The 12,239-nt window shown below is 61.8% G+C and carries 11 protein-coding genes and 1 tRNA gene; 6 read left to right on the top strand and 6 right to left on the bottom strand.

Going from position 1 to position 12,239, the window contains the following annotated elements:
• Positions 1-14: 14 nt before the first annotated feature.
• Both CK224_RS08075 and CK224_RS08070 read right to left on the bottom strand, forming a co-directional pair.
• Positions 15-1,577 (bottom strand): MDR family MFS transporter, encoded by a 1,563-nt coding sequence (locus CK224_RS08075; RefSeq protein WP_245425819.1) that lies wholly within the window; start codon positions 1,575-1,577, stop codon positions 15-17.
• A 151-nt stretch (positions 1,578-1,728) separates the two neighbouring features.
• The gene (locus CK224_RS08070; protein WP_095781356.1) at positions 1,729-2,871 is read right to left on the bottom strand and encodes an HlyD family secretion protein; all 1,143 of its coding nucleotides are present in this window, start codon (positions 2,869-2,871) and stop codon (positions 1,729-1,731) included.
• Positions 2,872-2,992: 121 nt separating this feature from the next.
• Here CK224_RS08070 and CK224_RS08065 point away from each other — a divergent pair, with 121 nt between their 5' ends.
• Positions 2,993-3,904, top strand: coding sequence for a LysR family transcriptional regulator (locus CK224_RS08065; protein ID WP_095781470.1), 912 nt, complete (start codon positions 2,993-2,995; stop codon positions 3,902-3,904).
• A gap of 22 nt (positions 3,905-3,926) precedes the next feature.
• On the opposite strand, the gene CK224_RS08060 is transcribed toward CK224_RS08065, so the two are convergent.
• A complete protein-coding gene (locus CK224_RS08060; protein WP_245425768.1) occupies positions 3,927-4,691 on the bottom strand; it encodes a sulfite exporter TauE/SafE family protein in 765 nt (254 codons plus the stop codon).
• An 80-nt stretch (positions 4,692-4,771) separates the two neighbouring features.
• Between CK224_RS08060 and CK224_RS08055 the strand changes: the two genes are divergently transcribed.
• The 3 genes from CK224_RS08055 to CK224_RS08045 all read left to right on the top strand — a co-directional run bounded on the left by CK224_RS08055 (position 4,772) and on the right by CK224_RS08045 (position 6,988).
• Positions 4,772-5,683, top strand: a complete 912-nt coding sequence (locus CK224_RS08055; protein WP_095781468.1) for a LysR family transcriptional regulator — start codon at positions 4,772-4,774, stop codon at positions 5,681-5,683.
• Between the two features lie 163 nt (positions 5,684-5,846).
• Complete coding sequence (locus tag CK224_RS08050) at positions 5,847-6,086, top strand: DUF680 domain-containing protein (protein ID WP_095781355.1); 240 nt, start codon at positions 5,847-5,849, stop codon at positions 6,084-6,086.
• 89 nt (positions 6,087-6,175) lie between these two features.
• A complete protein-coding gene (locus CK224_RS08045; protein ID WP_176477873.1) occupies positions 6,176-6,988 on the top strand; it encodes a DUF1127 domain-containing protein in 813 nt (270 codons plus the stop codon).
• Positions 6,989-7,138: 150 nt separating this feature from the next.
• Here CK224_RS08045 and CK224_RS08040 read toward each other — a convergent pair.
• Positions 7,139-7,200 (bottom strand) — tRNA-Ile (locus tag CK224_RS08040).
• A gap of 222 nt (positions 7,201-7,422) precedes the next feature.
• On the opposite strand from CK224_RS08040, the gene CK224_RS08035 reads away from it, so the two are divergent.
• Positions 7,423-8,133 carry an SIMPL domain-containing protein gene (locus CK224_RS08035; RefSeq protein WP_095781353.1) on the top strand — a complete coding sequence of 237 codons (711 nt, stop codon included), beginning with the start codon at positions 7,423-7,425 and terminating at the stop codon, positions 8,131-8,133.
• A gap of 211 nt (positions 8,134-8,344) precedes the next feature.
• Here CK224_RS08035 and CK224_RS08030 read toward each other — a convergent pair whose 3' ends face one another.
• Positions 8,345-8,695 (bottom strand): hypothetical protein, encoded by a 351-nt coding sequence (locus CK224_RS08030; RefSeq protein ID WP_095779689.1) that lies wholly within the window; start codon positions 8,693-8,695, stop codon positions 8,345-8,347.
• A gap of 314 nt (positions 8,696-9,009) precedes the next feature.
• Entirely contained in the window at positions 9,010-9,456 is a 447-nt protein-coding gene (locus CK224_RS08025; RefSeq protein ID WP_066994651.1) for a YcgN family cysteine cluster protein, read from the bottom strand.
• Between the two features lie 195 nt (positions 9,457-9,651).
• Between CK224_RS08025 and CK224_RS08020 the strand changes: the two genes are divergently transcribed.
• Positions 9,652-11,871 carry an OmpA family protein gene (locus CK224_RS08020; protein ID WP_095781352.1) on the top strand — a complete coding sequence of 740 codons (2,220 nt, stop codon included), beginning with the start codon at positions 9,652-9,654 and terminating at the stop codon, positions 11,869-11,871.
• Positions 11,872-12,239 lie beyond the last annotated feature (368 nt).

Genomic DNA, 12,239 nt, shown 5'->3' with positions numbered 1-12,239 from the left:
TCAGTCCAAACGGTTCAGTGTGCGCCGCCTGCCTCGACACGGCTTGGTTTGCGCAGCATCATGGTGGCGACGAGCGCGGCGACGAGAGCCGCCCCGAGCAGGTAGAAGGCGTCACTGAAAGCCATGATGTAGGCCTGCTTCTGCACCGTCCGACCAATGGCGACGAGGGCCTGATGCGTCGCGGCCGCGCGATCGCTGACGCCATGCGCCATAAAGTGCCGAGTAAGATGGTCCAAGCGTCCGCGTGTGCCTTCTTCGAACATCGATACGTGCTGGACAAGCACATTGGAGTGAAACTGCTCGCGCTTGGTCAGAAATGTCTGCAACAAGGCAATTCCAACCGCGCCTCCCAGATTTCGCATCATGTTGAACAGCGCTGAGGCGGAGCCTGCGTTCTGGCTGTCGATACCCGCAGTGGCCACAGCCGAAAGGGGGACCATGACAAGGGCCTGACCGACGGCGCGGACGATGTTGGGCCAAAAAAACTGGTCTGACGCGTATGCCGTCGTCAGTTCGATATTCATGAAGTTGCTCACGGCAAAGAGCGCAAAGCCGACGATGACCAGAATGCGGATATCAAAGCGCTGCATCAGCCGCGGCACGAGCGGGATCAGTAGCAGCTGCGGCAAGCCCGTCCAGGCCAGCACCATGCCGATCTGCTGGGCGTTATAGCCCTGCATGCGCGCGAGGTACACCGGCAGGATGAACACAGCTCCGTAAAGCACCACTCCAAGCAGGAAGCTGGCCAGGATGGAGAAACCAAAATTCCAACGAGCGAGCAGCTTGAGATTGAGCAAGGGCTTTTCGCTTCTCAGCTCAATCCACAGAAAAAGGGAGAGGCTGACGGCGGCGATCAGCGACAGACGGACGATAAAAGGTGAGCCGAACCAGTCGTCCTTGTTTCCTTCCTCAAGCACAGTCTGAAAGGTTCCGAGCCCGATCGCCATTGTGGTGATCCCCGCCCAGTCACCCCGACGCAGCAGCGAGAGTTGCATCGGCGTCGGTTCGAGGGATCCCCACAGCATGCCGACCATGAGCGCGCCGGGAATGAGATTGACGTAGAAGATGTACTGCCAACCCCAGTTCTCGGTGAGATAGCCGCCGATCGTCGGCCCGATCGCCGGGGCAAAGGTGGCCGACAACGCAAACAGCGCGAACCCGATCGGCTGCTTCGCCTTGGGCAAGAGAGTTATGGTGATGGTGAAGGCAACAGGGATCAGCACGCCCCCGCAAAACCCCTGGAAGGCTCGCAGGACGATCATTTCCTGCAGGTTATGCGCGAAGGCGCAGGCGACGGAAAAAGCAAGGAACAAGATCGCATTGGCCAGAAGGTAGATACGAATCGAGTAGACCCGCGACAGCCATCCGGTGAGCGGAATGACGACAATTTCCGCGACGAGATAGGCGGTCGATATCCAGCCTCCATCGTCGATACCGGCGCCTATGGCGCCTTGAATGTCGGCCAGCGAAGCATTGACAATCTGGATATTAAGGACCGCCATGAAGGCTCCAAGCGTCGAGCCGATGACGGCGACCCAGGATTTGAGAGAGGCCGACTGGCCCTCAAGCTGGGCCAGCCTCGGCGTCTTCTCGCGTGCGGAGTGGGTGGTTAGAGTTGCAGACACGGTCGGACTCCTTGGTGCTAGGGAACCAACAGGCAAAGATGTTGGACGGCGGCCGGCGAGCGGACGGGAGGGAATCCGCTCAGCAGTGCCGATCATCGGCTGACTATGATCGGCGGCCGCCGTCCAATTCGCGCTGTGCAGCGCGAAAGGCTGATTTTGTGTCGATAGTCGGTTCGACGGACATGCCGGCCCGTAGCAACCCGGCGAGCCCGCCGCCCTCGATCGCGATCTTCACCGGAATACGTTGGACTATCTTGGTGAAGTTGCCGGTGGCGTTATCTGGGGGCAGCAGGGCGAATTCGAGCCCACTTGCTGGCGACAGGCTGTCGACATTCCCCCTGAGCGCCACACCGGGGAAGCCGTCGACTGCGAGTTCGACCGGCTGTCCGCTGCGCACATGGGCGAGTTGTGTCTCTTTGAAATTCGCCACGACATAGACCGCGTCCAGTGGGACCACAGCCATGAGTTGGGTTCCGGCCTGCACGTACTGGCCCACGCGAAGCGAGCGAGCCCCGACTGTGCCGTCGACCGGCGCGGTGATCACGGTGTAAGAGAGGTTGAGCTGCGCCTGGCGCAGTGCTGCGCGGCTGCGGTCCGCTTCTGCCTGTGCTTTGCCGCGCTCGCTCGCGAGCACGTCGATCGCCTTGCCTGCCGCAACCAGCGCGGCGCGATCGCGCCGCAACTGGGCTTCGTTCTCGCTGAGCGCAGCCACTGCCTCCTGCGCCCGCTGGCTGGTGCCATAGCCGCTGCTCAGCAAGGTCCTGTACCGATCGTTCTCCTGTCGCGCGAAAGTGAGCTTCGCTTGCGTCGCGGCGACATTCGCCCTTTGCTGTTCTATCACCGAATTCTGTAGGGCGATTTGAGCGTCCAAATTGCGCAACGCCGCCTCCGCCGCTTCGACGTCGGCTTGCGCCTGGTCTAGCGCGGCCCTGGCATCGCGGTCGTCGATGCGGGCAAGGACCTGACCTGCCCTGACGCGCGTGTTGTCCTCCACGAGCACCTCGGCGATGTAGCCAGAGGTCTTCGGCGCCACGATCGTATAGTCCGCCTTGACATAAGCATCGTCGGTCGATTCGAGGTACTGGCCAACCGTCCAGTAATCATAGCCATAGGATACCGCGGCGGCGAAGCCAGCCACCAGGCCCATCGCTATTGCAACTCGCTTGACGATCCGTCCTCGTGACCGCGGCGCTTCCCCTGCCTCGATCGTATGCTCCAGGATGGCTGGATTGACGGTGACGTTCATCGCGATCTCCTTTTCAGCGGGAGCATGGCCGGTTCATTCGAGGAGTATGCGTTCACACTATGGATGTGATAATCAGCGGATGAATGGAAGGATCATCCATTGGCAAGGGACAATCGCCGCGATGGACAGACTCACAAGCTTGATCGTGTTTGGCCGTGTTGTGGAATGCGGCGGATTTTCCGCGGCAGCCAGACGCCTCAACATGTCGACCACGATGGTCAGCAACCACGTCCAGGCGCTGGAAGACCGGCTAGACGTTCGACTTCTCAATCGCACGACCCGCAAGGTAAGTCTGACCGAGATCGGCCAAGCTTACTACCAGCGTTCCTCGCAGATCCTCGCCGACCTCGACGAGGCGGATCGCATCGCCAGGGCGCTCCAGGCAACGCCACAAGGCAAGCTTCGTCTTCACTCCAGCATGAGCGTCGTCCGTTTCCTGGCACCGATTATTTCAGAGTTCGTTGACCTTTATCCGACCGTTTCGGTCGATCTGACCGTCGGCGAAAGGATGGTCGACATGGTGGAGGAAGGCTTCGACCTAGCCATGCGTTCGCTGCCACTTCCTGATTCGAGCCTGATCGTGCGGCGACTGACCTCGTGGCGCAACATCGTCTGCGGCTCGCCTGCCTATTTCGAACGTCATGGGACGCCGCTTCATCCCGGTGATCTTGTGCGTTACAACTGCATGCGCCATGCCTCTTACCCTTTCGGTGACGAGTGGCGTTTCGAAGGTCCAGACGGCGAACCCGCGTTTGTCCGGATCAGTGGCAACCTGATCACCAACAGCCAGGAAACGCTCAGGCGCCTCGCCATCGACGGTCGCGGCCTGTTCATACCGCCGCCCTTTATCGTGGCCGACGACCTTAGTTCAGGCCGCCTCATCCGTGTGCTGGAGAACTATTCAGGGGTCGAGTTCGCGATCAACGCGATCTATCCGCATCGTCACCATGTGTCGGCCAAGGTCAGAAGCTTCATCGATCTCCTGGCCGAGCGCTTTGCGGATCACCGCAGATGGATGGAGATGACCTACTGAAGCGTGGGCGACGGAAAGGAACTCACAGGAATGGCCTCGCCAGCATTTCCGTGCCGAGGAGAAAGAGAAGGATCAAGAACCAGCGCCGGAAGACTTGGGCGCTGATGCGCCTTCTGATCATCTGACCGGCCCACATGCCGGCGAGCGCCGGGATGATGGCAAGCCCAGATGCAACAAATTCGTCGATCCGGAAGGCACCCCGCCATGCAAGGCCGGCCGCCAGGGCAATAGTGGAAATGGTGAAGGAAAGGCCAAGCGCCTGCACGAGATCGTCCTTATCGAGATCGAGCGCGTGAAGATAGGGAACGGCGGGGATGACCAGTACCCCGGTGCCTCCGGTAACCACGCCGGTCGCGACGCCGATGACAGGCGAAAGCCAGGGTTCCAGCCTCGTCGGCACGCGAAGCTGACGAGAGACGAGGGTGTAACCGGTGTAGAGCACAAGGGCTCCTCCCAGCGCGCTCGTCGTGACGGCGGCGCTGCCGCTGGCTAGCAATGATGATCCGGCAATCGTTCCTGCGGCCACCGCCAGCATCATGGGCCAGAGCCTGCGTGAAAGGACACCGATGCTTCGGCCCGCCAGAAGCTGCCAGACATTGGTCACGAACGAAGGAGCGATCAGCAGGTTGGCCGCGCTCAGCGGCGACGTTAGCGAACCGAGCACCGCCATGGAAACCGTAGGTAGTCCCATGCCGGTCGCACCCTTTACAGTGCCGGCGAGGAAGAAGGTCGCGGTTGCCGCGACGACGAGCAACGTGGAATGGTGCATGGCGTTGGCGTAACGCATTTGGCGTTAGACACAATGCGGATGATCCGTTGTCAGGCTTCGGCTGGTCCGAAGGCTGGCTAGCGGATACCTTCCCAACCGTGCGTTTCGATCTGACAGACCTTCGCCTGTTCCTGGCCGTCGTGGACGCGGCCAGCATTACTCACGGCGCGGCGGAAGTCGGGCTCTCGTTGTCCGCGGCCAGCGAGCGTCTGCGCGACATGGAAGCCGCCGGCGGGGTCAAGCTCCTTGAGCGCGGCCGCCGCGGCGTGTTGCCGACGCCAGCCGGTGAAGCGCTGGCACATCACGCCCGCGTCATTCAGCGTCAGATGGCGGACATGCGCGGCGAACTCGGCAAGCACGCTAGCGCCTTGCGTTCGACCATCCGGCTTTGCGTGAACACCGCCACCTTCACCGAATTTCTGCCGGAACGGCTGGCATCATGGATGGCCGCGCACCCATCAATCGATATCGAGCTTAAAGAACGACAAAGCTTCGAGATAGTGAGGGCCGTCGCGGCCGGGCTGGCTGAGATCGGCATCCTTTCGTCCGCGGTCGACACCGCCGACCTGCAACTGCGTCCCTTCGCCATCGACCGCCTGGTAGTCGTGCTCTGGCGCGATCACGATTTGGCAGCGCAGAAGCGCGTCGCCTTCGCCGATATCCTCGATCAGCACTTTGTTGGCTTGGCGGGTGGTGCACTGCAGGATCACATCGATGCCCATGCGGCAAGGATAGGCGTCAGGCTGAAGACGCGGGTGCGCATGCGCACCTTCGAAGGCATCTGCCAGATGGCGGCGGCTGGCGTTGGTCTCGGCATCGTGCCTGAAACAGCAGCGCGCCGCTGCGCCAAGCCGGCAGGCATCGCGTTCGTTCCCCTTTCCGATGAATGGACTAGACGTCGGCTGTCACTCTGTGTGCGCAATGATGAGGAATTGACGGCGCCCGCGCGGGATCTACTAGAGCATCTGACAAAGCCGGTCGGCACCAAGAGACGTCGCTTTGGGCACTAGCATTCTGGATCGGGACTGACCGTGAGCACATTATCCGCTCGCGCCGGATGATCTTTCCCAATCTCCGACGATTATCACGAGCCAGCCGAAGATGCACCGTCTTCGCGAACGGGCGAGAACCTGTTCGTGAGCCAGGGCCACAACTCAACCTTAGGAGACTTCCATGAAAAAGATCGCTCTTTACACCGCCGCGCTATTAGCCGTCAGCGGCAGCGCGTTCGCCGAAAACCCGAATGTCGGCGGTTCTGATATCAACGCGATCGCGAAGGCGCAGGTCGACAACGCCCACACCTCCTCGATCCGGCACGACGCCGGCTACGCACTGCTCAATCCCGGCGCCAACGCAGCCACCTCTCAGGATCCGACGGTCGAGCGGCGGCGGGATCTCTTCGGCAACCACTGAACACCGCGCTTGGTGGTTCGAAACTCAAAGCGGCGGGATCGTCCGTCGTTTCGACACCCGATTGGCGAGTGGCGGAAAGGAGAAATATGATGGATGCAAACTTCAACAACGTAGTCGCTTTCAGGCGGGCACGAACAAGCAACCCGCCGCTGAGAACCGAGGCGAACGCAGGAGAAGTTCGGCCAATCCGGTATGGCGTATGCAGCGCAATTGCTTCCCGCGCGGTGCAAGGGGAACTCCAGTGGATGCGATTGACGCGCCTTTCGGCAATATTCAGCTTCTTCAAGGAGAAACTGGAAAGACAGCGAAGCCATCGCACGCTGATGGAACTCACGGACGCCCAGCTTCAAGATATCGGCCTTTCGCGCGTGGATATTGTCGATGGCCACTGCGGCAAGTTCACCTGCGCCGCCGCTAGGACCGTCACAGGGCGGCTACGTTCAGCCTTCCCCAGATGCACAAGGCACGCGCACCCCCGTCAGCCGTCTTTAGCACAGATCGTCGCACGTATGGCCGCGCCGCCAGGAGAAGAGAAATATGGCCATGCCGAAACAGTCGAGCGCTTACAACGAACCAGGAAGGCCTCCACGCAACAGGAGAAACGAGTCATGCAGTACATGGCCTTGACACGTCGGCGGACAGAAAGCTTCGACGACGCGCACTACACACCCGAGAGGCTGGAGGGCGAAGCTGAAGGCGTTCGGCGGCTATTCATGGCGGGCGTCGTACGGCAAATCTGGAATCGCGGCGATATGGGAGGCGCCTGTCTCCTCATGGAGGGCGAAGAGCTAGAAGATGTTCGGTCGGCTCTCAATGCCCTTCCCTTGTTTCAAAGCGGCATGCAGGAAACGGTATCCATCGTGCCGCTACGACCGTATACAGGTTTTGGTCCGCGCCAATAAATGACCTCCCATGGCACGCCTAGGCCTTCGATGTAGCCAGTGTTCGGAACCGCGGGCTGCTCCTCTCCACCAAAAGCAAAACGGATTTACTTCTTGAATCAATTTTGGCGAACCGCTTCGCAACCTATTGGCAAATAACCATTATGTTAGTTGCTGAGGGACTCGAACCCCCAACCAAGCGGTTATGAGCCGCCGGCTCTAACCATTGAGCTACAGGCCCCACGCGGGCTGGCTTAGTGTTTTTCGCCGCCCGGCACAAGGCTTTCGAAAGCGCTGGCGGCAAATGCCAAAATCAGCTCATATTCGCTTCGTACAGCGGCGTGCGCGCCCATCAGGCGCGTGAACTGGTCCGGACTGCCCGCAACGCCGGGAATCGATGCCTTTTTCGAGTCTGGGCAGAGGTGATACCGGATCGCAGATTTCGAGGAGTTTTCATGACCAAGTATCTTTTGCCTGTCGCGCTCGCTGCCGCGATCGCGTTTCCGGCGCTGGCAAGCGCCGCCGACACCCAGCCGCCTCCGCGCATTGTCGTCTCGGGCGAAGGCGAAGCGACTGTCGCGCCGGACATGGCGATCCTGACGCTCAGCGTCATGCGTGAGGCAAAGACCGCGCGCGCCGCGCTTGATGCCAACAATGATGCCATGGCGGCCGTGATCGCGGCGATGAAATCGGCCGGAATTGCCGATCGCGACCTGCAGACAGCCGGCATCCAGATCAATCCGCGCTACAATTACACCAACAAGGCGGACGGCAGCCAGGAAGCCGAGCTCGTTGCCTACCAGGTGACGAACACGCTGTCGGTGCGCGTGCGCAACGTCGACAAGACCGGCGACATCCTCGACAAAGCGGTGTCGCTCGGGGTCAACCAGGGCGGCGGCATCGCCTTCACCAATGATGATCCGAAGGCCACCATCACCGAGGCGCGCAAGAAGGCGGTTGCCGACGCGCTCGCCAAGGCCAAGACGCTCGCCGCGGCCGCCGGCGTCAACCTTGGCAAGGTGATCGAGATCACCGACCAGAACGTCGCGCCGGCGCCGATGCCGCTGAACGCCAAGGCTTTCGATGCCGCCCGCGCCGCCGTGCCGGTGCAGGCCGGCGAGAATTCCTACACCGTCCAGGTGACCGTCACGTTCGAGCTGAAATAGCTTGCCCGCCGCTTTGGTAATCCGACAAAAACAAAACCCCGGAGGACCGATCCTCCGGGGTTTATCTGAGCCGCGCTTCAGCACTGGCCGAAGGGGCTCCGCTACTCACAGGTGACGTCGGCGAGAGTCATCCTGCTCCCGACCTCGCAGAAGGTCAGCTGGTCCTGCAGAGGATCATGCCCAACCGGTCCTCGCAGGCTCCAGAAAAGCCTCAGCGATAGATGATCGGGCAGCCACGCTCGTTGGCGAAGACCACCACCACGCGGTCGCCATACTGACGGCCGGCCACCTTCACCGTTCGCCGGCTGATGTCGACGATGCGGACGCGGTGCAGGCCCATACGCTCGGCCTTGTCGAGCGCGCGGTCCGGCGAGCAGCCGCGGCGGCGCCAGTCGCGATCGCGGCGGTAATAGCCATCATCGCCGGTGTAGACGCCGAAGCGCGGATCGTGATTGTTGCCGAAGCCGAGATAGAGGCTGTCCGCATGCGCCGCCGGGATGGCGCCGAGCGTGCCAAGCCCGACAAGGGCCGAAAGGGCTGCCGTCTTGATCTGGTTGAACATTGTCTCTCTCCTTGTTGCGGGCCTCTCGCCCTTGAACGGATGATTGGCGAACCAATGATTACAAAATGCCTTTTTGTGTCTGAACTTTGTACGAACCGGCCGTTCATGTCCGGTTCATGTGGAAGAAAGGCAAAACCCCTCACCCGAATGCACTTCCAAATCTGACGCGGGGAACGCGTCACCGCGGCCCCAGTTCCCTCGAGTTTCAGATGCGAACCCGCCAGGCTTCGTCATCAAGATGCGAACCCGTCAGGGTTCGTCATCGTCATCAAGATGCGGACCCGTCAGGGTTCCTCATCAAGATGCGGGATCCGTCAGGGTTCGTCATCAAGCACATAATCAAAATAGTCGTCCGGTTCGGCGAGATCCGTTTCCTTGGCCTTCACCCGGCCGCGGATCGAGATCCCGGCCTCATGCACAGTCTCCGCGCTTCCCGAAACCAGCTTGTGCCACCAATAGAGGTCGTGTCCCTCGGCGATGAGCCGGTAGGCGCATGTCTTGGGCAGCCAGGTGATGGTGCGCACATTCTGCGGTGTCAGCCCGACGCAATCGGGCACACGCGCCAGCCGGTTGGCATAATCCGAACAAAGGCATTTTTCGGCGTCGAACAGTCGGCAGCCGACGCTCGTCCAATAGATTTCGCCGGTATCCTCGTCCTCGAGCTTGGACAGGCAGCATTTGCCGCAGCCGTCACAGAGTGATTCCCATTCGGCCGGCGTCATGGCCTCGAGCGTCTTGGTTTTCCAAAATGGCGCATTCATGCGGCTGGATTTGGCCCTCCGGGACCTGTCGGTCAAGCACTGCTGTCACAGTGACCCAGTATCAACATTAGAAAAACACGAAATTGCCTTCAAAAGGCCGGCCGGGCATCCTTGGCTGACAACAATGCCCGGCGGAACCAATTGATGCTGTTGACAGTTTGGGCAGGGATGGGACCCCAGTAGGAGAAAATCGATATGAAACGCCAACCACGGATTCTGGCAGGTACGGCAATCGGCCTGCTAATGGCATCCGCGCCGTTGGGCGCGTATCCGCTGCAGGCCGATCTCGGCCCTTCGCGGGGGACGCCGTTTATCCTAGCGCAGTCGAACTGCGCCGAAGGCCAATCGGCTGAGGAATGTGCGCAAGGCCAGCAGGGGCAAGCCGAGCAGCCGAGGAAAAAGAAGCGCGAGCAGCAGACGGAATCGGCGCCGGCCGAACAGTCCGCCGAGCCCGAGCAGAAGCCGCGCCGGAAGCGGCAGGACCAGCAGCAGTCCGGCCAGGCGGAAGAGGCGGCCCCGGCGGAGCAACAGCTCAAACCGCGCAAGAAACGCGATCAACAGCAGCAGATCGAGGCAGCCCCTGCCGATCAGGGCGGACAGGCTGCGACCGACGAGCAGCAGCCGCGCAAGAAGAAGCGCCAGCAGCAGACCGAAACCGCACCGGCCGAGCAGCCGGCCGAACAGGCCGCGCCGGCGAGCGACGAACAGCAGCCGCGCAGGAAGAAGCGCCAGCAGCAGCAAACCGAAACGGCGCCGGCAGAGCAGCCCGCCGAACAGGCGGCGCCGGCGAGCGACGAACAGCAGCCGCTCAGGAAGAAGCGCCAGCAGCAGCAAACCGAAACCGCACCGGCCGAGCAGCCTGCCGAACAGGCGGCGCCCGCCAACGACAACACGCCGCAGGACAAGCTGCGCAGGAAGAAACGGGATCAGCAGCAAACCGAGACCGCACCGGCCGAGCAGGCGCCGAAGACCGAAGCTCCTGCCGGCGAGGCACAGCAGGCCGAGCCGCAGCAGAACAATCAGCAAGCAGCACCGGCCGAAGGCGAACAGCCTCTGGACAAGACCAAGCGTAGAAAGACGGTCGGCGAGCAGCCCGGCACCGGTCAGGCGGTGACGGGAGAGCAACCTTCGACCAAGCAGCCCTCCAGCGAAGGCCAGGCAACCACCCAGCCCGCTACCGGTGAGCAGCCGGCTGAAGGCGGCGCGAACGCCGGCGCTGCCGCACAGGGCGAGACCCCTGCCAACGCGAACGAGGCTCCCATCCTCGACAGCCAGAAGGATGTCGTTCGCAAGCGCAAGGGCCGCCAGCCGGCCGGCCAGAACGAGAATGGCCAGGCCGGTGTCGAGCAAGGCGGCAACCAGGCTGGACAGCAGGGCGGCAATCAGGCCGAGCAGCGGCCTGCCGCGATCGATCAGGGGCCGCCGCCCACCGACGACAAGGCGGCCCAGCAGGCGATCAAGCCTGAGAAGCTTGTTCCGGTCACCGAGGAAAAGGGCAAGCGGATCGAGCTTACGCCCGAGCAGGTGGTCCGCGAGCGCCGCCGGCCCCAGGGCGCGGATGTGGTGAAGCAGTTCGGCGACCGCGTGATCCTCCAGTTCAACAACCAGACTTTCGTGGAAAGCAACGAGGCTCCTCGCATCACCCGTGGCGCCAGGGACGTCTATTACGAGGATCTGCCGCGCGGCCGCACCCGCGAGACCGTGGAGCGCGAGAATGGCGTCAAGATCGTCACCATCCGCAACCGCAATGGCGACATTGTCCAGCGTTCGCGCATCGCGCCTGACGGGCGCGAATATGTGCTGAGCTATGTCGACGAGCGCTATTACCAGGATGTCGACGACTGGCGCGATCCAGGCGACGACCTGCCGCCGATGCGTCTCGACATATCGCGTCGGGACTACATCCTGGATTCGGAAGAAGTCGAGGATCCGGACGAGTATTACACCTTCCTCGAGCAGCCGCCGGTGGAGAGGGTGCAGCGTCTCTACTCGATCGACGAGGTCAAGCGCTCGGCCCGCGTGCGCGACATCGCCCGGCGTATCGACCTCGACACGCTCAACTTCGATTTCGGCTCGGCGACTCTTTCCGACACCGAAGTGCAGAAGCTCGAAGGCGTGGCCACCGCCATGGACAAACTTCTCAAGAAGAACCCGGCCGAGACCTTCCTGATCGAGGGCCACACCGACGCCGTCGGTACGCCTGACGCGAACCTCGCACTGTCGGATCGGCGTGCCGAGGCGGTCGCCGAAGCGTTGACCAACGCTTTCGGCGTCCCGGCCGAGAACCTCACGACACAGGGCTATGGCGAGGAATATCTCAAGGTGAATACGTCTAGCCCGAATCGCGAGAACCGTCGTGTCGCCATCCGCCGCATCACCTCGCTGGTGGCGCCTGTGGCGAGCAACGAGCAATGACTTCAAGGTCCTGAGCCGATTTTCGGAATCAGCGCGACAAGATTGGGCCCGTCCGGATCCGGACGGGCCCTTTCTCTTGAAATTCAAGAAGAATTGTCCCGCTCATCCCGCCGTGCTCATTGAATCGCCGCATTGCGGCACCCAGATTCCAGTCAGGGCGTTCCCTGCCCTGTCCCGACTCCAGCGGGACACATGAGCCCCGCCGGCGCCCCTCTCCGGCGGGGCTTTATCTTGAAAATAAGTCCACCTGCCGGCAATACGGTGGAACCCCACAGAGCAATTCCAGGAGAATGCGCAGCGGTTTTCGGAATTGCGTAGATCAGGGCGAAACCGCCCCGGAACATCTCAGGAAGCGTCTCGAACTCGCG

It is taken from the genome of Mesorhizobium sp. WSM3862, from assembly GCF_002294985.1.
Classification (GTDB): domain Bacteria; phylum Pseudomonadota; class Alphaproteobacteria; order Rhizobiales; family Rhizobiaceae; genus Mesorhizobium.
Note: the sequence above shows the minus strand (reverse complement) of the source record. Positions and strands in the feature narration are given on the sequence as shown.

What these genes read in the sequence shown, in the direction of transcription:
- CK224_RS08070 (WP_095781356.1), bottom strand. Translation starts at nt 2,871, where the DNA reads ATGAACGTCACCGTCAATCCAGCCATCCTGGAGCATACGATCGAGGCA.
- CK224_RS08030 (WP_095779689.1), bottom strand. Translation starts at nt 8,695, where the DNA reads ATGTTCAACCAGATCAAGACGGCAGCCCTTTCGGCCCTTGTCGGGCTT.
- CK224_RS08025 (WP_066994651.1), bottom strand. Translation starts at nt 9,456, where the DNA reads ATGAATGCGCCATTTTGGAAAACCAAGACGCTCGAGGCCATGACGCCG.
- CK224_RS08035 (WP_095781353.1), top strand. Translation starts at nt 7,423, where the DNA reads ATGACCAAGTATCTTTTGCCTGTCGCGCTCGCTGCCGCGATCGCGTTT.
- CK224_RS08050 (WP_095781355.1), top strand. Translation starts at nt 5,847, where the DNA reads ATGAAAAAGATCGCTCTTTACACCGCCGCGCTATTAGCCGTCAGCGGC.
- CK224_RS08065 (WP_095781470.1), top strand. Translation starts at nt 2,993, where the DNA reads ATGGACAGACTCACAAGCTTGATCGTGTTTGGCCGTGTTGTGGAATGC.
- CK224_RS08045 (WP_176477873.1), top strand. Translation starts at nt 6,176, where the DNA reads ATGGATGCAAACTTCAACAACGTAGTCGCTTTCAGGCGGGCACGAACA.
- CK224_RS08020 (WP_095781352.1), top strand. Translation starts at nt 9,652, where the DNA reads ATGAAACGCCAACCACGGATTCTGGCAGGTACGGCAATCGGCCTGCTA.
- CK224_RS08060 (WP_245425768.1), bottom strand. Translation starts at nt 4,691, where the DNA reads ATGCGTTACGCCAACGCCATGCACCATTCCACGTTGCTCGTCGTCGCG.